22 protein-coding genes are annotated in these 23,344 nt (G+C 31.0%); 6 read left to right on the top strand and 16 right to left on the bottom strand.

What is annotated here, in order from left to right; translation table 11 throughout:
• Positions 1-122: 122 nt before the first annotated feature.
• Entirely contained in the window at positions 123-1,349 is a 1,227-nt protein-coding gene (locus tag CYAN10605_RS13730; RefSeq protein ID WP_015218643.1) for an RNA-guided endonuclease InsQ/TnpB family protein, read from the top strand.
• Positions 1,350-1,376: 27 nt separating this feature from the next.
• Positions 1,377-2,132: a WecB/TagA/CpsF family glycosyltransferase gene (locus CYAN10605_RS19505; RefSeq protein WP_051018156.1), complete on the top strand. Its 756-nt coding sequence runs from the start codon at positions 1,377-1,379 to the stop codon at positions 2,130-2,132.
• Between the two features lie 62 nt (positions 2,133-2,194).
• On the opposite strand, the gene CYAN10605_RS13720 is transcribed toward CYAN10605_RS19505, so the two are convergent.
• Positions 2,195-3,055 carry an SHOCT domain-containing protein gene (locus CYAN10605_RS13720; protein WP_015220549.1) on the bottom strand — a complete coding sequence of 287 codons (861 nt, stop codon included), beginning with the start codon at positions 3,053-3,055 and terminating at the stop codon, positions 2,195-2,197.
• A 438-nt stretch (positions 3,056-3,493) separates the two neighbouring features.
• On the opposite strand from CYAN10605_RS13720, the gene CYAN10605_RS13715 reads away from it, so the two are divergent.
• The 4 genes from CYAN10605_RS13715 to CYAN10605_RS13700 all read left to right on the top strand — a co-directional run bounded on the left by CYAN10605_RS13715 (position 3,494) and on the right by CYAN10605_RS13700 (position 5,618).
• Entirely contained in the window at positions 3,494-3,841 is a 348-nt protein-coding gene (locus CYAN10605_RS13715) for an NINE protein (RefSeq protein ID WP_015220548.1), read from the top strand.
• 138 nt (positions 3,842-3,979) lie between these two features.
• Entirely contained in the window at positions 3,980-4,693 is a 714-nt protein-coding gene (locus CYAN10605_RS13710) for a helix-hairpin-helix domain-containing protein (RefSeq protein WP_015220547.1), read from the top strand.
• Positions 4,694-4,841: 148 nt separating this feature from the next.
• A complete protein-coding gene (locus CYAN10605_RS13705; RefSeq protein WP_015220546.1) occupies positions 4,842-5,183 on the top strand; it encodes a histidine triad nucleotide-binding protein in 342 nt (113 codons plus the stop codon).
• 78 nt (positions 5,184-5,261) lie between these two features.
• The gene (locus CYAN10605_RS13700; RefSeq protein ID WP_015220545.1) at positions 5,262-5,618 is read left to right on the top strand and encodes a DUF1823 family protein; all 357 of its coding nucleotides are present in this window, start codon (positions 5,262-5,264) and stop codon (positions 5,616-5,618) included.
• Positions 5,619-5,669: 51 nt separating this feature from the next.
• Here the strand turns inward: CYAN10605_RS13700 and CYAN10605_RS13695 are convergent, their stop codons facing one another.
• The 15 genes from CYAN10605_RS13695 to CYAN10605_RS13625 all read right to left on the bottom strand — a co-directional run bounded on the left by CYAN10605_RS13695 (position 5,670) and on the right by CYAN10605_RS13625 (position 23,182).
• Entirely contained in the window at positions 5,670-7,019 is a 1,350-nt protein-coding gene (locus CYAN10605_RS13695) for a sensor histidine kinase (protein ID WP_015220544.1), read from the bottom strand.
• Between the two features lie 272 nt (positions 7,020-7,291).
• Positions 7,292-8,074: a sulfite exporter TauE/SafE family protein gene (locus CYAN10605_RS13690; protein WP_015220543.1), complete on the bottom strand. Its 783-nt coding sequence runs from the start codon at positions 8,072-8,074 to the stop codon at positions 7,292-7,294.
• A gap of 20 nt (positions 8,075-8,094) precedes the next feature.
• Positions 8,095-8,436, bottom strand: coding sequence for a rhodanese-like domain-containing protein (locus tag CYAN10605_RS13685; RefSeq protein ID WP_015220542.1), 342 nt, complete (start codon positions 8,434-8,436; stop codon positions 8,095-8,097).
• A gap of 68 nt (positions 8,437-8,504) precedes the next feature.
• Positions 8,505-9,203, bottom strand: coding sequence for an MBL fold metallo-hydrolase (locus CYAN10605_RS13680; RefSeq protein ID WP_015220541.1), 699 nt, complete (start codon positions 9,201-9,203; stop codon positions 8,505-8,507).
• 248 nt (positions 9,204-9,451) lie between these two features.
• Entirely contained in the window at positions 9,452-10,801 is a 1,350-nt protein-coding gene (gene glmU / locus CYAN10605_RS13675) for a bifunctional UDP-N-acetylglucosamine diphosphorylase/glucosamine-1-phosphate N-acetyltransferase GlmU (RefSeq protein WP_041922523.1), read from the bottom strand.
• A gap of 129 nt (positions 10,802-10,930) precedes the next feature.
• Entirely contained in the window at positions 10,931-11,383 is a 453-nt protein-coding gene (gene psbQ / locus CYAN10605_RS13670) for a photosystem II protein PsbQ (protein WP_015220539.1), read from the bottom strand.
• Between the two features lie 210 nt (positions 11,384-11,593).
• Positions 11,594-13,972 carry a hypothetical protein gene (locus tag CYAN10605_RS13665; protein ID WP_015220538.1) on the bottom strand — a complete coding sequence of 793 codons (2,379 nt, stop codon included), beginning with the start codon at positions 13,970-13,972 and terminating at the stop codon, positions 11,594-11,596.
• Between the two features lie 339 nt (positions 13,973-14,311).
• On the bottom strand, positions 14,312-14,944 hold the full coding sequence (locus CYAN10605_RS13660) for a phospholipase D-like domain-containing protein (RefSeq protein WP_083887262.1): 633 nt from the start codon (positions 14,942-14,944) through the stop codon (positions 14,312-14,314).
• A gap of 39 nt (positions 14,945-14,983) precedes the next feature.
• A complete protein-coding gene (locus CYAN10605_RS13655) occupies positions 14,984-15,982 on the bottom strand; it encodes a hypothetical protein (protein WP_041922521.1) in 999 nt (332 codons plus the stop codon).
• A 114-nt stretch (positions 15,983-16,096) separates the two neighbouring features.
• Positions 16,097-17,521, bottom strand: coding sequence for a DEAD/DEAH box helicase family protein (locus CYAN10605_RS13650; protein ID WP_015220537.1), 1,425 nt, complete (start codon positions 17,519-17,521; stop codon positions 16,097-16,099).
• Positions 17,522-17,607: 86 nt separating this feature from the next.
• Entirely contained in the window at positions 17,608-17,910 is a 303-nt protein-coding gene (locus tag CYAN10605_RS13645) for a hypothetical protein (RefSeq protein ID WP_041922520.1), read from the bottom strand.
• A gap of 177 nt (positions 17,911-18,087) precedes the next feature.
• The gene (locus CYAN10605_RS13640) at positions 18,088-19,146 is read right to left on the bottom strand and encodes a DUF2357 domain-containing protein (protein ID WP_041922519.1); all 1,059 of its coding nucleotides are present in this window, start codon (positions 19,144-19,146) and stop codon (positions 18,088-18,090) included.
• Between the two features lie 548 nt (positions 19,147-19,694).
• Positions 19,695-21,176, bottom strand: a complete 1,482-nt coding sequence (locus tag CYAN10605_RS13635; protein WP_051018154.1) for an McrB family protein — start codon at positions 21,174-21,176, stop codon at positions 19,695-19,697.
• A 170-nt stretch (positions 21,177-21,346) separates the two neighbouring features.
• Complete coding sequence (locus CYAN10605_RS13630) at positions 21,347-21,988, bottom strand: hypothetical protein (RefSeq protein ID WP_015220536.1); 642 nt, start codon at positions 21,986-21,988, stop codon at positions 21,347-21,349.
• A gap of 405 nt (positions 21,989-22,393) precedes the next feature.
• Positions 22,394-23,182 (bottom strand): hypothetical protein, encoded by a 789-nt coding sequence (locus tag CYAN10605_RS13625; RefSeq protein ID WP_015220535.1) that lies wholly within the window; start codon positions 23,180-23,182, stop codon positions 22,394-22,396.
• Positions 23,183-23,344 lie beyond the last annotated feature (162 nt).

The raw sequence follows: 23,344 nt of genomic DNA, 5'->3' as shown, positions 1-23,344 counted from the left end.
TAAAAAAATACATCAAATAGGCGTGGGATGAATCGCCCAACAAAAAAAATATCCGAAGGATTCCACATTTCCTCGAATTTGTGTTAACATAAATTATATCAAACCTCGTTTGCTCTAACTTAATGTTAAAAGTCATTAAAATCAGAATTTATCCAGATTCATCTCAAAAACTAGCACTGGCAAAAGCCTTTGGTAGTTGTAGATGGCTTTGGAATCATTTTTTGAATTTAATGAATGAGACTTATAAACAGACAGGTAAAGGTTTATCAGGTTACGATGTTAAGAAGTTAATCCCTGAGCTAAAAAAACAGGAGGAAACTTCTTGGTTGTCTGAAACTTACTCTCAGTGCTTACAACAGGTTTGTTTAAATCTTGGAGTAGCCTTTAATAATTTCTTTGAAAAAAGAGCAAAGTATCCTAATTTTAAAAGCAAACATGGTAAGCAGTCTTTACAATACCCTAGTAATGTCAGTATTAAAGGCGACTGTTTTAATGTTCCTAAAATTGGTTTGGTTTATGCAAAAATTCACCGTCCTATTGATGGAAAAATTAAAACCGTAACTATTACCAAGAATTGTTGTAATCAATATTATGCCTCTGTCTTGGTTGATGATGGTAAAGATAAACCAAAAGTAAGCTCTGAAGGTAAAGCTATAGGAATTGATTTGGGATTAAATCATTTTGCTATTACCAGTGATGGGAGTAAGTTTGATAACCCAAAAATATTAAAAAAACATGAAGTTAACTTAAAGAGAAAACAGCAACAATTATCCCGTAAACAAAAAGGGTCAAATAATCGAAATAAAGCAAGATTAAAAGTTGCTAAAGTACATAAAAAAATTACTAATTGCCGTGAGGATTTTCTACACAAACTATCTCGTAGGATAGTAAACGAAAACCAAGTTATAGTGCTAGAAGACCTCAATGTTAAAGGTATGATAAAAAATCATTGCCTAGCCAAAGCTATTCAACAGGTAGGTTGGGGGCAATTTTGTACCATGCTTAAATATAAAGCGGAACAAGAAGGAAAAACATATATGGAAGTAGATAGATTTTTCCCCAGTTCTAAAACTTGTCATGTATGCCTTAAGAGAGTAGATAGTTTGCCTTTGGACATAAGACATTGGGAATGTCCAAAATGTAAGACAAAGCATGACAGGGATATAAATGCGGCAATTAACATCCGAGATGAAGGACTACGAATATTAAAGACGGGGCTTACAAGGAGCGGAAATAAATTCCGCACACAGCCCCTCACCTCTGGAACGGGGGATAAAGCCTATTGCCCAGATGTAAGACGTGGTAGAGGAGGACGTAAGAAATCCACTACACCGCTATCTGTTGGGTAGGAAGCCCACACCGTAATCTTCGATTCGGTGTTGGGTAGTTCACTTGTCGGAGTTGGTGCCCCAAAACAAGAAAAATGGATTGTTAAATATCGCAATCAGCTACCCCATGTTAAACTTTTTTTTCCTGTAGGAGCAACCATAGATTTTGAAGCAGGTTACAAAGATAGATCACCTCAATGGATGAGTAATATGGGCTTAGAATGGTTATATCGCCTATTATCCGAACCAAAAAGACTATGGAAAAGGTATTTAGTCGATAGTGTGCCTTTTTTTGTTCATGTAATTCAGCATCATTTCAATATCTATCAACATAATCCTATTTTGGAATTACAATCCCTACCTTTAGGTAAAGTTTTATATCATGCCGGTTTATTATCTGCTGAAGAGTTGCAACAAATTCTGGAAAAGCAGAAAGAAGAAAAATACGGGGTTTATCTGGGGGATATAATTAAAGAGTCAGGTTTACTTTCCCCCGAAACCATTGAATTTTTTGCGGAAGAATTACCAGAAATTATCCAATCAAATCAAGTGTGGCGTATTGGAGACTACCTACAAAAAGCCCATTTAATTAGTCCATCCCAAATAGATTTTATTAAGGAAAAACAGGCTAAGTCATCTTCCCCTCTCAGACTGGGGGAATTGATTGTTTATGAGGGTTATGTTTCAAAACAGACAATGGATTGGTTTATTGAATTTCAGTATGTGTTAAAGTTTCAAAAAGGAAAGAATCCTACTTTCAAACAAGTATATCAAGAATTAGAGTCTTTTCCTATAGTCAAATAACTATAAGTTCGAGATAAAATTTTCGCCTGTGTTAAGGTGTCAGGTGTTGGGCTTTACCTGAGCTATGATAATTGAGCTATTTTGCGATCGAACTCTTGTTGTGTAATAATACCATTTTTGAGAGCTTCTTTTAACTTAACAATTTTGGTTTTATTTCTTTCTGCTTTTCTTTGAGTTAAAAACTTTTCCCTCACATTTGCCTCTAAATCATGCACTTTTTTTTCGTATTCTATTTGGTCTAAAATTCCTTGAGAAAAAGCATCTTGTAATTTTTTTACTTTTTCCTCAATGAGTAAATTAACCTCATAATCATCTAATTGTTTTTCTAAAATAGCCTTTTTTCTCACAAACTCTTCTTCTGTTAAAATCTCATCAGTAAAAGCAATTTCTAACTTATCAATTTCTGTTTGTAACTCATTAATTATTTGCTGTTGATCTGAATTTTTTTCTATATTTATTTCATAAACATAATCGGTGTTATTAGACTCTTTAATTGTCCCTTCTTCCTTTGGTTTTACTCTGACAAAATTAGCGTCTTTTTCTAAATAACTAATTAATTGATTTTCTAACCATAAACCCCAACCAGCCATGGCTATTCCTGTCCAAATAGTTAAACCCGCCGTAAAAATACTAGCAAAACTAGCCCCTGCTATATTTTGAATCCACTTTCCCCTACCTGTTTCTATTACAAACTCTTTTTTCCCGTTGAGGCTTTCTGAAGATATGTAGATTTTAATTTTAAAAGCCAAATTACTGCCTAATAACGTTCTAATTGTACCAGTTTTTCGAGCCTGAATTAAGTAGTAAGTATCTTGTTTAATACCCTCTACTTCATATAATTGACCTTTAAACCAGAGAATAATTGCTTGATATGCTTTTTCTAAATCTTGATTACTATTAAGAATAAAGTAGTTTTTTGCCATAGACTTTATTTTTTTCTTATTAATAAATAGTGTTTATACTTGTTATTATAATTGAATTTATCATGATCTCATTAACTAAAAATACAATAAGTGCGATCGAATCTCTTAACTATCTTAACAATCTCATTCTATTACTATCATTAAAAAAAACAAAAACTTGATTAAAATAAAAGGGAGAGAACCAGTTGTTCTAAATATTAATGAAATACAAAATGTTTTTTGAGCGAAATCAATGGCATAAAATTATATTTCTTCTGTTGGGGTTATTAATATTTTCTCTGACTTCTACCCTTGAAACTAATTATTTGCTCAGAAACTACCTATTAATTATAGAAATAAAAACTGTTTTGTTACTATTTTACTGGTTATCTTCCCAAAAGAGGAAATGAGAAACTGAAGTAAAGTAATAGATGATTTTTTTAGCAACAATTAGAAACTATGAAACAAAAATCTATAGCGGCTGTACTTGCATTTTTTGTGGGAGGTTTTGGGGTTCATAAATTTTATTTAGGGAACAACTTTGCGGGGATTTTATATCTATTATTATTCTGGACTTTTATCCCTTCTATTCTAGCAATTTTTGATTTTTTAGGACTATTATTAATGTCAGAACAGGCATTTAATGCCAAATATAATTTACAGGAAGTAAATAAACTTAATCTATTACAATCATCCCAAAATGATAATATTGACAAATTAAAAAAAATCAAAGAACTTTATGATCAAGGCATTATAACAGCAGAAGAATACGAAGAAAAAAGAAGAAAATTTTTAGATTTATTATAGTCTAGTTTCTATCTAATGACTTTTTGCAAAGGAATAAATAGAAAAGTTAAGGTTATACATTATTTTAAAAAACTAATAAAAAGTAAATTAAATGTGTCTTAGCCTAATCAGTTAAAAATTGTGAGAGGAAGAAAATAAATGTCTAATAGTAATTGGTTTGAAAAAATACCTTCATGGGTTTGGTGGTCATTAACTCCATATTTTGGTGGTTTTTCTTTTATATATGCAGGTTGGAAAATTAAAAATAATAGGTGGGTTTTATGGGGAATAGTTTTCATTTTTGGTTCAATAATTACTGGTGGTTTTATAGGTAGTTTTTCTAACTTTTTAATTTTAATTATGCCCTTAATTCAACTGGCTACAGCTTTTAAATTTAAGCAAGAATTTTTAGTAAAAACTGCCCCTAAAAATATTTTAATTTCATCCTTAGAAATAGCCGAATCTATCGCAAAATATCGAGGTAAAATAGATATTAATAATTGTTCTCAAGATGATTTAGTTTATGGTTTAGGTTTACCCATCGTTTATGCGAATGATTTACAACTTTTAAAAGAAGAAGGGTATATGTTTACCCATTTAGAAGAATTAGTCGATTTAGTCGGTATTCCTGAGCAAATTTTACGCAGAATTGAGCCTTTAATTATTTTCACCTACGACATAAATAAAGAAACTGATATTTCTTGGCGACGTTTAAATAGTCTTTCTATTCAAGAATTGGTTTCCCATGGTATTGATGATGTAAATGCGGAAAAAATAGTTTCAGAAAGAAACCAAAAAGGCGCTTATAAATCTTTATTAGATATAAAAAAACGTACAGGAATACCTATTAATATTTATCGTCATCTCGTATGATATTGGAGGTTAAAGAATAAAATTAGAGTTAGGAATTATTATACTAATGAATCATCAATTATTACTATTTTTTATAGTGTCTAACAGAGGTTATCTGATGGTATAATGTAGTGTGAACAAAAAATAATTACTTAACATAAATTTATTTATGGCAGAGACAATTTTTAGTAAAATAATTCGGAAAGAAATACCAGCAAATATAGTTTATGAAGATGATTTATGTCTAGCTTTTAAAGATATTAATCCTCAAGCACCAACTCATATTTTGGTGATTCCGAAAAAACCCATTGTTTGTATTGATGATGCTCAATCAGAGGATCAAAATTTATTAGGACATTTATTATTAACGGTGAAAAAAGTTGCCGCAGAAGCTAATTTAAGCAATGGTTATCGAGTAGTAATTAACAATGGTAATGATGGTGGTCAAACAGTGGATCATTTACATTTACATATTTTAGGCGATCGCGCTATGCAATGGCCACCCGGATGATTTAGCAATTATTAATGAACAATTAGTAATTAGTAATTAAAGAAAAAATAAAAGTTTTTATTACTGATAAATAATGCCATGCTAGAGAATTTACCACCTTTAACAAATGAGACTATTTGGGATATTTTAGGAGAAAAAATAGACGATGAAACAGTAAATAAATTAGTGTGGTATCATCTTGGTTATCGCTATAATCATGAATCGCAAACATGGGATAATTCAAAAGTAGAAGATAGTTGGAAAAAAGAATATCCTATTCCCCCCGATTTTATTGCCAATCGCCCACCCAATGTTAAATTAACTAGGTCAATTCCAAAGGAAAAAAAGCAATTATTAAAAGAAAAATTAGGTTTTAAAGGTTATAAAATTGGCGAATTTACCCCTAGACATACCCGTCGTGCAACAATGGCAAATTGGCTTTTATCCCTCACTTGAACTATTCACTAACTATCCTTTTCTCGCCAATCCCCCAAAATTTTATTGTACTCAGTTGATTAAAGAAGGAATAGTTACTATAAAATTACAGCCTTCATTTTCTTTGCTTTCTACCTTGATTTTGCCTTGATGATTTTCAACAATAGCAAGTGCGATCGCAAGTCCTAATCCTGTGCTAGAATTACCAAAACTATTATTGCTACGGGCAGAATCTCCTCGATAAAATCGCTCAAATAAATGGGATAACATAGATTCTTTTATGCCAACACCATTATCTTTCACTTCTACTTGATAATAAATTTTGTGATGTTTTTTATAACTGCTTAATAGTACTTTAATAACTAATTTTTCTGATAAATGTTTATCTCCTTTACCGTGAATTATGCCGTTACTAATTAAGTTAGTAAATAAACGATTTAATTGAGTCCAATCACCAATAATAGTATAAGGTTCATTATTTAATTCTTGCCAGTTTATATCACTATCTAAAATGTCAAAAAGTAAGTCTATATTCTGATTATGGGCTATAATTTTCTGTTCTTCAATTACTTCTAATAATAAACCATCTAAAGGTATTTCCCCAAAATTATAATTAACAATACCACTATCATTACGAGCTAAAAATAATAAGTCATTGACTAAATTATTTAATCTTTCTGTTAATCTATCTAAAATTTTTAACTGTTTTTGTTGAGTATTAATATCTATATCTGGATAGGATAATAAACTTTGAATATTCGTTTTAATAGTCGCTAAAGGATTGCGCAATTCGTGAGAAGCATCCGCCGTAAATTGTTTTAAACTTTGATAAGAATCTTTGACTGGTTGAATCGCAATACCTGACAAAAACCAACCAATAGCACCGACACTAATAATTAGTAATATAATGCCCAAACTTAAATCAACTATTAATTGTTGAATAGGTTTAACCACATCAAATAAAGGGTGACTTACTCGCAAATATCCTAAAACATAACGCCCTTTTTCAATCCTTTTCGTAATTTGACGCAGTAAATAATCATCAGAAATGCGGATAGTTTTTCCCCCAGAGTGAAAAGAAAGAGGAATTGGCAAAGGTTTTTCCAAAGTTTCCCATAATAGCTCACCATTGGGACTAAACCATTCTAAGTCAATATGATCATCTTCTACTTGATTCGTAGCATGAGGATGTTGATAAAAACTTTTGTCTAAATTAACTCGATACTTTCCCTCCGCAGCTGCTATTTCTTCTATTACTAAAGATGGTTCAACTATTTCAATAACGTGTTTTAATGTATCATCAATACGATCTAACAAAGTTTTATAAACATATCCATAAATACCTGTGGCAAAAATAATTAACAGGATTGCGGTAATAGTTGTGTACCAAATAGCTAAACGACGACGAGTGGCTTGAAACAAAGCAATAAAAAATTAAGTAATTAGGAGTTTATGAAAAAGTATTTTGGCGGAGGTAGGCAAAAGGCAAGAGGCAAAAGGCAAACCCCTCTGTGTCTCTCCTTAAAATAAACCGCCCTTTATCCCTCCTCTCCAGGGCAGAGCAAAAGTGTTTAATTAACACGCTTCCTTAATACCCCAACCCCTACCACCTGCAACCGTCAAACCTGCTATCTGTCATCTGAAACCTTTTTTTAGAAATAGTTTACCACAACTACTGTGAAAGAACTTTAATTTTATCTTACAATTAAGATAAAAACTGCAACTACTAAGACAAAATAACCGAAGGCTTTTTGTAAAGATTTTGCCTCTATTGTTTGACTTAATTTTGCTCCGATAATAATACCTAAACTAGCAAATAAGCTAAAAGTTATCATCACAAACCAGTTTAACTCTACCTGATTTAAGTAGCCTAAAAAAGCACTGGCTGAATTAGTAGCAATAATTAAGAGAGAAGTTCCCACTGCTTCTTTCATGGGTATTCCTCCCACTAATACTAAACAGGGAATGATTAAAAATCCTCCTCCTACTCCAACAAATCCTGTTAAAACACCAACGCCAAATCCTTGAAAAGTTGTGAGAATTATTTTTTGGTAAATTTTATTTTTAGAAGTAATTTTTTCTGAATTTTCTTCTTTCTTATCTTTGTTTTTTTTACTGCTTTTTTTAATCATTAAAATACTGGCTAGTAACATAATTATTGCAAAGCTAACCAGTTGAATTGTATCAGTAATAAACGATAAAGTTGTTATTTTTGATCCTAAAAAAGCCCCTATCATGGCAGGAGGAATAAAACCAAGTGCAACGGGTAAATTAACATTTTTTTGTTGCCAATGGGGTATTAAACCAACTATGCTCACTATTCCAACTATAAATAGACTCATGGCGATCGCTTCTTTGGCTGTCACACCCACTACATATTTAAGAATAGGCACAGCTAAAATTGAGCCACCGCCACCAATTAAACCGAGACTTAGACCCACTAAAACTGCTAAAAATAAGGCGATTGTATAACGCATATTACAAAAAAAAATTTAGGTTACAACTCAACGGGAAGATGATGAGATTGCCACCCCAAAATACCTCCTTCTAAATCAAAAACGAAATTTTTCCCCATAGCAATTAGTTTTTGTGCCACATCACTAGAGCGTTTTCCAGAACGACAATAAATGATTAAATTATCCTGTTGAGCAAGATTATGTAACTCTTGGGTAGTTAATAAGGAAGTAGGCTTGAGTACCGCTCCAGTAATATGCCCCTGATTATATTCTGATAATTCCCGAACATCAACTAAAGTAACGGACTCTTGACTTAACTTAGCGTATAATTGTAGAGGCGAAATCAAAATGATTTTTTCATTTTTCACAGGAATACAGACCATTTTTCCTCCTGATTTATAAGTAGAAAAATTAGTTTTTTGTTACTACTTGAAATTATTATTTTTAATACTTAAACTAAACTAGGAATATTTCCACATTGTTGATTTGCGGGAATAGCTTCCATGATTTTAGTCGGATTTGGTAAATTTAGATTATTCATAATCTCGACAAATTCTACTTTATCTTTATGAGCAATCCGAGGATTAAACTGTTTTTCTTCTTTGATAGTTGATACTGTTTGCCCCCGATAATCATGACCGGGATAAACGAAGGTATTATCTGGTAAAGTAAAGAATTTTTCCGTAATAGACTCATACAAATCTTCTGCATTTCCACTCTGAAAATCGGTTCTACCACAACCTCTGATAAATAAAGCATCCCCTGTTAAAAGATGAGTTCCATTTACTAAATACGCAAAATGACAGTCTGTATGTCCGGGAGATGCGATCGCCTTTATTTCAATTTTGCCTACCTTAAGGACTTCTCCATCGAGAATGTGTCGATCCGCACAACTTACATTCGCTTTTTCTGGTACGATGCCAATACAATGAGCTAATTCTTTCAATTTACCAGTACCCGTAATATGATCCGCATGAACATGGGTTTCTAGGCAGAAAATTAAATTTAACCCCAATTCTTTGATTAACTGAAAATCACGATCAACTTGTTCTAACACAGGATCAACTAAAACCGCTTCTTTGCTATCTTCATCAGCAATTAAATAAGTATAAGTCCAAGTACTCTGATCAAATAATTGACGAAATAACATAATATTTTGACTCATCTATATTGATTATATGACTATTCTACTATCTGGTTATATGATTGTAAAGACTTAGTCAGTGAAAAACCGAAGATTAAGCCAAGTTTTGAGTTTTGAAAAAATGGGGGGGGAGTGAGATGAGAAAATGATGGGGAAATTAGTTCGGAGTTCAGAGTTTTTAATTCTTAATTATCAACTATTCACCTTTGTCTTCCCCCCTAGAGAGGGGGGATAAAGGGGGGTTTACCCTTTATCTAATTCTTTTTCCGCCATCCCTTAATTACTTTTTGTTTTTCTCTGGCAATAGCGAGACTGTCATCGGGTACATCGTGAGTAATAACTGAACCTGCCGCAATGGTTACATCTTCGCCGATATTAACAGGCGCGACAAATACACTATTTGAACCAGTTTTGGTGCGATCGCCGATAATAGTAGGATGTTTGTTAACTCCATCATAATTAGCGGTAATTGTACCAGCACCGATATTAACTTGATTACCGAGGGTAGCATCTCCGATGTAGGATAAATGAGCAATATTTGTTTTATGTCCAATATTACTTTTTTTGATTTCTACGAAATTACCGACTCGACAACTTTCACCTAATACAACTCCTCCCCGTAAGTGGGCAAATGGTCCTATTTTTGTATCATTTGCTACTTGAGAATCACTGATGACTGAGTATAATGCTCTTACGTTTTTTCCTAGTTGACTATTTTCGACGAGACAGGCAGGACCAATATGACAACCGTTGCCGATAATTGTATTTCCTCTAATATGAGTCTGAGGCTCTATAATGACGTCTATGCCTAGTTGGGCAGATTCTTCAATGGTGATGCTATCGGGATCTATCATTGTCACTCCTGCCATCATCCATGCTTCTTTGATTCTGGCTTGTAATATGTCGTAAGCAACCGCTAACTGACAACGATCATTAATGCCACTTATTTCTAAATGATCATCTACATCTAAAGCCATGACTCGATGGAGATAGTCAAATACTTCTGTGAGGTAATATTCTTTTTGATCGTTATTAGTGCTTAATTTGGGTAAAACTGCTTTTAATTTTTGCCAATTGAAACAGTAAACCCCGGCATTGATGCGATTATTTTGTTTTTGGGCTCTATTACAATCTCTATCTTCTACGATTTGAGTAACAATATTATTACTGTCGCAAAATACTCTTCCGTAGCCTTTGGGATTGGGCATATTTGCCGTTAGGAGAGTGGCATCATTTTTGTTTTCCTGATGAGTTTTGACTAATTCTTCGATAGTTTGCGATCGCAATAGGGGTACATCTCCATTTAAAACCAATAAATCTCCCTCAAAATCGTCTAAAGGAGGCATTAACTGCTGAATGGCGTGTCCTGTGCCTAATTGCTCCGTTTGTTCTACAAATTCGACTCCAGACAAGTGATTAAGGGCAGATTTGACTTTTTCTCCCTGATAACCAATGATAACTAAACTGCGATCGGGTTTGATTAAATCACAACTATTTAATGCCCTTTCTACTAAACTTTTGCTTCCCAACTTATGTAATACTTTAGGAAGTTGAGACTTCATTCTCGTTCCTTTTCCTGCGGCGAGGATTGCAACTGCTAACATTGTCATTTCCTACTCAATTTATTTTACTAATTCCCCAATTCCCTAATACCCTATTTCCCCAATACCTTATAACTCCTAACTCCTGTACGGGCGAATGGCCATTCGCCCCTAACTAACACCTAACTCAGCTTAACTGTTGCTAGGAACTAAGTTTAAGTAAGCGTCAAAATCTTTGATGGCTTCTGAAAACTCATTTTTAGCACTAACGCTATTTCTGTCTTTAGCCGCCGCATCAATTCTTTCAAAATGTCCGAATAAGTCTCTGGCAATTTGTTGGGCAGGTTTTTGATCTTTAGGCAACAATTTACGTGCTACAATTGCCATGTTTTGACGTAATTCTCCTAAAGGACCATGGATAAAGGTTCTGGTATCAACCCAGTTTTCTGCGTTAATTAGCTCTTGGAGAGTGGACATTTGCGCTCTTGCTTCGGCAATAGGAGTGCGATATTCTTCTAATTGAGCGATTTTTTCTGGAGTGTAAACGGTGGGTATTTTCGCTTTGGTAGGTGAACCACAGCTAACTAATAATGTTGTTGTAAAGACTAAAATTAAACACAAGAGAGGACGAAATAAATTTTTCATTTGCTCTTTAATAAATTTTTCTGATGGTTTGTATGTTTAATTTTCAACTCTCCATTGTCAACTGTCAATAGTAATTAATTCTTAGGCTAACATGGTTTTTAGTTTACTGATAAGAAAGATGCTATAGATAAAGTTTAATTTATATTTTAAGAGTTGAAAAAAATGCGATCAAACTCTTATTCGCTCTATGTTAAACTTTCCCTTTCAAAGTTAATCAACTATTTCGATTTTAGGAATATAATCACCACTAGCCTTACCATCTAATAATTGAGCGAATAATTCATTTAAACTAAGATTATCTTTGATCTGAACTAAATTAGATCTAATTTGACAATTTTCTAGTTTATTTACCAGTTGTTTTGCTGATTGATAGTTATGGCTATTTTCTAGTACAAATTCAGAATTAATTTCTCTAAACGTTAAGAGATAAACTAGACAAAGTAAGGTATTTTGGAAATAACCTTTATTTTTGTTTTCTTCGTAATTTAGAGTTAAACAGTGATTGATAATATCAGAAAAATGTTGTTGATAATTTAACCACGTACTTGCTTCTTCAAAATTAAGATACCATAGTAAAATTCTTGCATATCCCCATAAATAGGCTTCTATTTTGTAAAACTCTTTATCTTCTTTTTGAGAATAAGTTGAAAATAGATTAAAATACTGTTTTTGTCTTGATAAAATACAAGCTAATCTGGCTATGTTTTGCAAGTGTTCCTTAAAATTTTTAACATTATTTGAAGTTAGTTTATCATAATCAAAAAGATAATTTAAAGACATATTTTGAGTCAGACCATAACTTTTTCCTAAAAATAATAAAATATCTATATAAATATTATTAATTGATAGTGAATTTTCTCCCTTAATACTATAATATTTTCTTCTTAATTTACTTAAATTTTCATCAATTAGGTTTTCTAAATCTAAATAAATACTCAATATGTGATTAATATTTTTTTCACTGTTTATTGGGATATAATTCAAAATAGGAGTAAAAGTGTTGTTTGCTTCTAATCTCAATCGTCTAATTTCTTTCGCATTTCTAACAAAATTATAACTATTATAGTTAGCTGATTTAATATTTCTTAGTTTATCTTTTATATTTAATAATGTTTGCTCAATATCTATATAGTTTTCCGATATTTTATCTAGCCCTATATTAGATAAATTATTACGAGTAAATTCATTAATATTTTTAGTAGGAATATAACCTAAATTATTTAATTCTGGTGCATTTTCTAAAGAAGAATTTAAAATTCGATTATATTGATCAATAACTTCTAATTTTGGCGGTTTACCCGGTTGAAGAATAAAACATATTTTTATCAATAAATTATTATCTTCATTTTCATCGTAATATTGATTTTCAATTTTATACATTTTCTTTTTCGATGTTTCTTCATCAATTAAAGACCCTCCATTAATAGTAAAAGGTAAATAAACTGAAGGAACTGGCATGGTAAATTCTTGTTTTAATTCAAGATTATCATTTTTATATTCTCCATAAATTTTTTCTTCTTTTTGCCCTTGATAGCAAATTTTTTCTGGTAAACTAATTTCGTTATCTTTATTTTTTTCTCTTCCTGCTACAAAAAAGCTAATTTTGTCTAAATGTTGCCCATATAGAGGAAATTCTTTACTTTCTTCTAACCAAATCTCTTTAAATTTTCTAAAATCATCAGTTTTAACGCTTATTACATTACTTGAGAATGAAGTATTAACTAATATTAAATCATAGCTACTTATCACTAAAAAGTTATACTTATCTCGGTTATCTTCGATAATCTTATTTAATTCTTGTAAAGGCAATTCTTGACTAATAATTTTCCTAATTTCTTCTCGGTTAAGATGATAATGATAAAATTTTTCACCTAAGTATATTATGATAGGAAAAGATGTGATATTCTTATCCTGTTGAGAGTTGATTATTTTAAAAATATTAATTTTCTGAAAATATTTAACTAAGTCTGTTTTTAGGGTTATATCTAATTTTAGTTTTTCTAAGATATTTTCTGCTATGGTAGATAAGATGCGATCGCACCTTTCCTCATACATAAAAGACAATTTTAAAGATTGATAATTGTCGAGATTACGAGTGTCAATGATAGGAATAGGATAGTTGCTTTTTGGGTGAGATTCAAAAGTTAAAGGAATTATTTGAGAAGGAGTAAAATCATCAAAACTATAAATAATTAAAGGCTTATCCAGATTATCAAATTTAATAATATCATCAACAAAATTCCAATAGTAAAAAACGGGTGAAAATAGATAAGATGCTCTTAATAAACTTAAACTAAAAGCATTAATAGGGGGAATAATAAAAATTTCTTCTTCCCGATTATCTTCAATAAAAAAGCCTAACTTTTCCTTAGATATTCTTGATTGATGACTAGGTGTTAATTGTGAAGGCAACAAAGAAGGTAGAGAAGGAAACTCTAAAAATTCAACCTTTTTATTCCTATCGATAAAATGCTTATATTCTAAAAGTAAATCTTGCTTATTTTTTTGATTAAGGTTAATCTTTTCTGTAAAAATCTGGGCATACTGACAATATTCGATATAGGATTCAAGGTTAAAAAATCTGCTCATAATCTTTACCGTTAATTTAATAATAGTTAATAAATAAAAGACAATTCATGATTATCAAAAACCGTGATATTTTTCGGAAAAATTGAGTTAAATTTATTTAAAGATTACCATTAGCAATGAAATGAATTTCATTGCGAGATAAGAATTGTAACTTATAAACCGCTTTGCAATAAATTGATAAAGCTAATAGATAACGTTCAATAAATTGAACTAAAAAATGCCATTTTAACTTTACATCAGCTTTTAAATATCATATTTTTATTAAGGTGGTTTAGAGAGTATTTTATCTTTATTAAAGAGAAGCGAAGGGGAATAAATATTTTTATAAATCATAGAAAATTAGTATAAATGATGTAATTGTTGTTTAATAGTTTCTATTAGTTTCAAATTAGTAATTTTATAGGTTAAATCATGAAAACCATAATGAGAATGAGTAAAAGCGAAATCTTGACTACTAATATAGGCAACTTGATTGCCAATAATCACAACCTTACCATGAAGAAAAGGAAGTTTTTTCGCAGGTAAATCACTAGCATTAAAATTGCCATAATAAATTTCACAAGATAGACTGTTTAACAAATTAGCTTGTATGCCATTGGGTTGAAAATTGCGAGTGTAGATAATAATTTTACCGTGAGGATTTTGCTTAAATTGTTGCAAACTAAGAGTTAAATCTTCTTCATATTGATAGGAGTTAAGAAAACAATTATCGAAACCAATACTAATATTTTTAGGTGTTAAGTTTTGTATTTGAAATTCTCCCATCTTAGGCAAAAATTGTGCCTTACTTTTATTTTCCCAAAGGTAGTTAAAATAATTAATTAAGCATTGATATTCAGGGGAATGAGAAAACAAGATTCCTGTCTCAATATTTCTGCTTAAACTACCTCCCGTTAAATTACATGAACCTAAATAAGCAGATTTTTCGCTAATATAAGTTTTAAGGTGAAAATTACCACTATGAAAACCTATTCCTTTTTCTGCTAATAATTGTAAGCATTGTTTTTTCTTTTAATTAGATGAGGCATATTCTAAATAATCCTCTTTATCTTCAACATTTTCATCAACTATTTTTATAACTTCATCGTTAAAATCCGTTAAAATCCAAATTCCTAAAGGTAAACTAGAGGCTTTGTTGACAATCAAATTAATAATATCTTCATCTTCAAGACGATAACTACTAATTAATAAAAATTTCTCGGCTTTTTCAATTAACTCATAAAGCAATTCTCGATGTTTTCCTCTATTTATTGTTATCTGATTATCGCCAGTCATCATCACATTATCTGACAAAGACGAAATTAAATTAATAGGAGATAAAGTTAAATATTGTTGCCGATAAGCCTTTACTAATAAATTCTCAGAAGTCAAAGAAGAATCATTTTTGAGAATCTTAATAGCTTCCTGTAAATTGATAGGTAAATCTTCTATTTTTAATAATGCGATACAGTCATCATAGAGGGAAATAACACAATTTTCCGCATCAGGATTTTGGAGAAATTGATCAATAATTGTTAGGGGTTGCTCTTGGATGATAAGATTAAGTTCATAAAAAGCATTTTCTGTTTTTTGCTTGATAATTGGATTATTATGATTTTCTGATAACTTAAGTTGATAAACTCCCTCACATACATCAATTAAGTTGACAGGAATTTGCTGATTATCTGAAGCCAAAATTAAGGTATCAATTCCTTCTGATTCTTCAGGAATAAATTTATAGTCAAATTCTTTAGGTTGAAAATTACGACTTGATTCTAGTGACGGTTTAATTTTCTGATTGATTAAGATTGCTGATTTACTTAGATTTTTTTCTAATAAATTATTAACTATATTAAGAGGAAGAAAATTTAAGCCAAAAGATTGATTAATAGTCGATACATTAGATATTTTTTGTTGAGTAGCGATGGCTTGAATATCATTAATGATAGTTTTTAATGGAGTTGCTTTTCTGGTTTCTCCATCCTTTGCTATTTTCTGATATTTACCTTTAATGTGCCAATATATTTCCATATTTTCACCTCAAAATTAATATAATATTGTGTTAAAAATCAAACAGAAAGAAAGAAAAATTAAACAAGGATACAGGCAAGATGCCTGTTTTACGGAGAGAGAGATTATCATGAGTTAAATAGTTGCTGATTTTAAGGCTAGATCTCGTTTAATAGTTATGGTATTATCTTGCAATAAGATGTTTAAGTTTGAATTTTCATAGTAGGTTTTATCTCCTAAAATAGTGATGGAATATTTTGCCCTAGTTAAGGCTAGTTTTAATTCTGTTAAGGTAGGATTATCTTGGTTATTTTTATCAACGACGATTAGTAAATTTTCTGTTTCCTCCCCATACCAGTTAGAGATAGATTTGATTATTTGATTATTTAAATTAGAGTCTAATAGTTGTTGAATGAGAGTAGATGTTTTTTGCGAAAAGGTTAGTATTTGATAATCTTTATTTTCTAGTAGATATTGTTTTAAGACGATAATCATTTGTTGAAAATTGACAATATCATGCCAGATTAAATAGTTTTTTTCTACTAACACTGGCAGATTGCCTGTCTTTCTGGGAATGTTTAATGAATGGGAAACGGGGGTATAAGGATAGTCATTGTAAAACAAGGGAAAAATTTTTCTGGCTAAGTCAATAGTTAAGCGATGGTTTTCTTTTATTTCCAGACGATAAGCAGGAGATAAATCATAAAATAGTCTTTTTAAAAAATTATCCCTATCTGTGTCTAATTCTCCCAATAAAATTAATTTTTGACTATTCTTTGCTATTATTTCAATGACATTTTGAGTCAATAAATGACTATTTTCAATAATGACTATATCAAAAATTTTGTCTGGCATTAAATCAATATCACTGATTAAACAGGTATGAGGAAAACTTACAGTATTGATAGTTAATTGGGTTAATTCTTCTAAGTCGTTATCGGCAAGATTTTGATAGTTTTGTTTGAGATATTCTCTTTGAATTAAGAGGTGAGAAAACTTTTTGATTTTTGCCATTAATAACATACATCGACTATCGGAGATTTGCGGAAATTTTTGCTTAATCCTTTTTCTCAATTTCTCTTGATTGGTTTCTGTGATTAACTCTGACAATTTTTGGATGTTAATTTCTAAATTATCAAAAAGAGTATCGGGTAAAAGATAAGGAGGAGTGAAGTTTATTTCTGGATTTTGTATTTTTGATTTTAACCAGTTTTTGACTGTTTCATAATATTCTATTTCCTGATTTATCTGTAATGGTTTGAGGCTAAGATTTTGATATTGATTTAAACTACTTTGATGAAGAGAAATAATTAAGGTTGAGTTGTGATTTTTTATGGCAGTATCAAGAATAGCTTTGGCTATTTCTGTTTTTCCACTGGCTGGATTTCCCACAATTATGACTAGAGGAAAATTCGATAATCCTAATTCAATGGCTTCTTTTTGTTTCACTCGAAAGGGGAAGTTACCTTGATAAGGAGGTAGGTTTAATTGATTTCTTGTGTTAATAAAACTTATGTGTTTTTCCGTTATTTGATTGATTATCTCTAAGGGTAAATTCATAGTGTTTAATTAATTTAAAATGATGATTTTTGTGTTAAGTCATATAAGGATAGAAGGGATAAATCCCTAACTACAAACCACTATTGCTATTTTGCTAACCAATAACAAATTTTTTCTGTAATTAGTCTGACTCCTGTTTCTAAATTTTCTTCTAAAGGATGAGGTATTTTGATAAGATTAATCTCACTCTCTATAATTTCTTCTGTTTCTTTTTCTGACAATTCTGGAGAGGGATAAAGATAAAAACAAATAGGCAACTTATCTTTAGATGTTTCTTTTATCTTCTTTAAGATTTCTGCTTCTGGTTGATACCAAAATACCCATATTAACCATTGAGAATTAAAAATTTCTGGTTCTTTTTTTGTTATTCTTTGCAGGGTGACATTCAACTGAAAATCGCCTTTTTCTAGGTTATTAGTATCTTGTTGAAGATTGAAAATAAATGCTGATTTGTTTAATAGGCATAATATCTTAAATTTTTGGTTATCCCTTAAATATTTACCTTCTTTGGGTATGTCTAAAATTTCTATTTTTGTTTGACAATCAAGATAACTTCCTTCTAATTTTCACAAGGCTTCTAACCATAAAATTTTGACAATATCCACTAATAAGGCTTGACGAAATCCCCAAAATTTTTCTTTCTCTGTGCGTCTTTTTAAGTAGTCTTGATAGGCTTGATAAAAACTTCGATAAATGGGATTTTGTTGTAAAACATAGTTGGGTTTTCCTGTAAATACTGTTGTACGAGGAATTGTTTTGACACTTGGCTCTTGACGAAAACGCTCTATTGCTATGTATAATGATTTAGCTTCTTGATAACTATCGTGATAGTCTTGACATTCTAAATGTAATAAGTCGCAAAATCCTTTCAAAAATCTATTTTCTGGGGTATTATAGTTTTGATAGCGTTTAATGCCCATTAGTTCTTGTCTCGCTCCTGCTTTTTCGATCGCATCTTTTCCTGGGCGACGCACATAATCTCTTAAACAATAGGCATCCATTTCTTGAATATGTCCTAAAGACATCATTTCTGCTACACGATTAAGTTGAGAGCGTAATTTAGGAGCAATTAATTCTAATTTATGTCTTAATTCATAGCGTTTATTAAGTGCTAAAACAAGGGGTAAACGGGCATCTTCTTGACTTAATTTATCTAAACTTTTTTCGATATTTAAAGGAGTAGTTTTTTTGCTTTGATGATGGTTAGTTAAACTGTCAAATAAACCAATAAAAAGGCTGATGCTTTCTGCGGTGGTGCGATCGCATTTTTTCCCCAACTCTTTTAATAATGCCTTAGCTAAATCCTCATCACTGATTAATTGAGTCTCGTCTAACACCTCATCTTCAAGGTAAAATTTAATCACTTTTCCTTGCTTAGTTTCGATCGCAATTAATTGAGTTAAACTATTATTAGTCTCAAAATCAGCAACTTGTATCAAGGGAAATCCGATTTCATATAACCCGTTACCTCTTTCCATTAAGAAATGATATTGATGTTGTAAATCTTCATCATCAGCTAATTTGAGAAAAGGGCGATTCTTACTTTTTAAGGTGACAATAGACTCTGAGTTAAATGAGTGAATTTTCTTGTCTAAATAATCAGCAATACTGGAATAATAACGCATTTCTTATCGTGAATAGTTAATAGTGAATAGTTAATAATTCATTCCCCCTTTGTTAAGCAGGGTTTCTTCAAAGTCTGGGTAAAATTATCTTGCCCTCACCCCCAAACCCTCTCCCACAGTAGAGGGGAGCGTTTTTTCTTAATAATTGATTAATTAACCTGAGTTCGGGATAAGCTGAAAGCATTATTTTCTCCTAGTCAGAAAACCTTATAGCTTCTTAGAAACAACGATAAAATTGCCTTAATCCGAACTGACTTAAACAAGGGGCTTAAGCCCCTTGCTAAAAACCCCTACCACCTGCAACCTGCAACCTGCAACCTGACACCTAACCTTGTTGGATATTCTTAAACCGAACTGAGGTTAATTAATACTTAAAAACTCCTGTATCTGTTACTATTTGTTAGTTTCAAAAATTGACATTTTTGAGAATGAAAAAACCCTGTTTGTTAAGGGGGGCTAGGGGGGATCATCGTGGTATATTGACTATTAGAAATCACCTAATCGTTAGTTGTTTCTTGATAAACCATCCCCTTCCATTGAAACTGCCCCTATTGCCCATTTCGTGCCACCTCAAAAGCCTGTTTTAAAGACTCATCCCCCAATTCATCGATTATTTTTTTCAACTCGTCTAACTGGGGTTTAACATTGCGATCCTCTACCATCAATCCCCTTAACTTTGGTAACAATTTTTGTCCAAATTGATCTGCGATAGCTTTTTTTCTGATATTATCGTTCTGTAGAGCATTAGGATAGTTTACCACATACTTTGCGATCGCCTGATAAACTCGGTGGGCAAAAGGTCTTCCCAAAGCCTCCATAATGTTATTAACCCGATTAACATATTCCTTAACACTCTCTAAAACACTGCTACCCTCCTGAGGTTGTTGACACCAATTGTTAAAAGTTTCCCAAGATAAGTATTCTTTAGGAGTCTCAACCGTCTGCTTAACTCCCCTTAACCTCAATTCGGGAGGTTTGCCAAAAGTTAATACATTTGCCCTATCTAGCACCTTATCCGATAAAGATTGAGTGGTTTCATCTTCATTCATTGTACCTACAAATAAAAATTGATCGGGAATTTTTACCCTTTTATCTTCGTCTAATAACTTTAAACTACCTGCCTCAATTTCTAAAAAAGTCGGCTTATTTCTTCTGCTTTCTAACTTGGATAAAAAGTCGCTAAAATAATATTCAACCCTTGCCAAATTCATCTCATCAAGCAAAACTAAAACCATGCGATTTTTTAAGTCATCTTGTTTTTGATGTTGATAGAGATAACGCATTAATTCAGTAGGTTTATATTTTTTTTCAATATAGTTAAAAAACCCTTGTAAATCTTGGGGAGAATCCCAACGGGGTTGCACAGGTAACATCACCAAAGGCGCACCAATAAATTCACCATAGGCTTGGGGTAACTCACTTTTTCCCGTGCCACTAATCCCTGCTAAAATTACTAAAGCCGAAATATCTTGCACCTTTAAAGAGGTATGAAAAGCATTAATCACTCTGTCAGAAAAAGTTAAGCCTTTTGCTTTTAAGTAATCTTTAAATTGATTTAAAAAGTCAGACTCATTAGCAAAATATCTCATCTGTTTTGCTTTTACTTCTACGGGAATCTTTAAGGCTTGAAAAGCATAGTCAACACTATTTTTTATCTCCTCTAAATCTTCTTTTAATGTCTTAATTTCTTTTTGTAACTCTTTAATTTTACCTTCTTTTGTTTGTATCTCTATTTCTCTCCATTTAATTTCATTTTCTAAATTCGCTTTTTCTGTTTCTAAATATTCTATTTTCCGTTTTAAACTACCTAAATCATTCCTTTTAATTCTAAATTTTGCTTCTAATTCATCTAATTCTCTTCTTAATATATCAACCTGTTGAGCCTTTGTTTCAATAGTTTGAATTTCTTGTAAAATTCTATCTCTTTCTGATTGTAAACGAGGAATTTCTAATGCTAAAGTTTCCTGTTGATTTTCTAAAGTATCATATTCACTTTTTAGCACATCATAGCTACTTCTAAAAATTTCCAATTCAGCTGTTTGTTGATTGAGATTTTCTAACTTATCGTTTAAGTTTGCTAATTCATTTTGTTTTTGTTCAAATTCTTCTTTTATGTTATTTAATTTTATCCCATATTTTTCGTTTTCATTAATTTTGTCTTGAATTACTTTTTTTGTGTTGTTAAGAATCTCAATTTCTTTTATTCTTTTAAGATTTTATTCCGTTCATTTTCCAAGATAGTATATTTTTGGTTTAAAGCCTCATAGTTAACTTTGGCAACCTCTAAATTTTCTTTGCTTTTACTTAATTTGTCTATATGTTGCTTTAAATCATCTAATTCAGCTTGTTTTTGCAGAAATTGACTAGATACTAAAGATAAATTATCTCTTTGATATTCCCTTTCTTTTATTTGCTGTTTTATAGTGTTTAATTCTCCTGTTAATTCATTAATTTCTGTTTTTAACTCTTGACTTTTGAGAACTCTTTTTTCCAATTCTTCTAAATTATAATTTTCCCGTTTAATAGCAATGATTCTTCTTTCCAAGTCTTCTTCTTCAATCTTCAAGTTGTTAATTTTCTCCATTAACAATTCTCGCTGTTGTTTTAAATCATCTAATTCTGGTTTAAATCCTAATACTTCTTTAAATTCCCTATTTTCTTTGTCTAAAATATTTGTATCTTTCTTGATTAAAGCAGTAGAAGCATAACCCCCCATTGCTGTAGTTGTCAATCCCATAAAAGTTTGTAAAGCATTTCCTCCCGTAACGTTAATAATACCTGCCACGATAAGCCCTGTCACTGCAGGTAAAGATTGATAAATAAACTGAGGTGATTTTCTCATAAATTTCATTTGATTCATATCGTATATATATAATCTTAATATTTGCTCAGAAAGAGGCTAAACATCTTCATAATTTTTAACATTTCACTCTCATTAGAGATTACAAAATGGCAATTATATAAAAGATAAAGATTGACTATTTTTCTCTTTCAATAACTTATCAGTATCAATTTTCTTTTTTATGTAGTTTTGAGGTTAAAGGCAATTAACAAGTGATAATCTAGGAATTGGGAATTTATGAATAAGTTTCTCTATCTCTGCTCTTCTCCCCATCCTCTTATCTTTCTTCCCAACCCCCTAACTTCTGACTTATACTTGTCACTCATTACTTATTACTATATTTCAACTAGAAAATTGAAAATAAAACTGCTATATGATAAACAAAGATGAGTTAATTTTTATTGTTTAACAGCTTCTAATTAATTGGTCTAAATCTTCTTCTGTAATATCTATATTTTTTAAAACATTGGTAATAAAGTAAGAAAGGCGATCGCAATCTAAATAGAGAAAATCATGAGGATTAAAGATAAAAAAGGATTTTTGACGGAATTCTTCTACATATCGCCAAAATCTTTTTAATATGAAATAACAAAAAATTAATGGTAGTTGACTTTCAATTTGTTCGGCTTCTGAGTTGGAGTTATTACTTAAATTAATTTGTAAATAATGGTTTTTATCATGATGTAAAATTAGAGTACATTCTGGTTTATCTTCAGCAAATTTAAGGGTAATATTTTGCCAATAATCCCAAGGAATAAAACTATATTTTTCTGATAGTTGAGCATAATATTCTTGACGATGATGGGGAAGAAAACTTAAGTAAGGTTCAGGATTTTCTAGGATGAAACCTTCTTGAGTAAAAATTAAAAAAGTGTTAAATTTTAAATTATCTACTACTCCTAAACGCCATCCTTGAGCTAGATTAACGGAAAAATTTGAGCCAAAAAATAAAGTAGGTAAATTCGGTTTTTCCTGAGTTTCTTGAATAATATCTCTGACTAAGAGTATTTCATTTTGACGATTAGTGACAACTGCGTCAATGGGGGATTGATTATTTTCATTAGTAGAAATGTTAAACAGGGGAATTAGTTTTTCCGTTTCCAATACCAAAAGAAACTTGATAATTAAACTAGCAGAGTTAGTCTCATGGCAAAAAATAGAAGTGAAAAGATTGTCAACAGTTGATTTAATCATGATTAGCAATACCTTAATCTTTATGTCTATTTCTTTATCCAGTCCAAAAATTGGGTTTATGCACAACGAAGAAAAAAACTTAGAAAAATATTGCTTAACAATGATGCGATCGTTGATAATAAAAATGAGACTATGTAAATAATAAGGTAAATCAGGATATAA

Source organism: Cyanobacterium aponinum PCC 10605 (genome assembly GCF_000317675.1).
Classification (GTDB): domain Bacteria; phylum Cyanobacteriota; class Cyanobacteriia; order Cyanobacteriales; family Cyanobacteriaceae; genus PCC-10605.
This window is presented reverse-complemented; position numbering and strand designations above follow the sequence as displayed.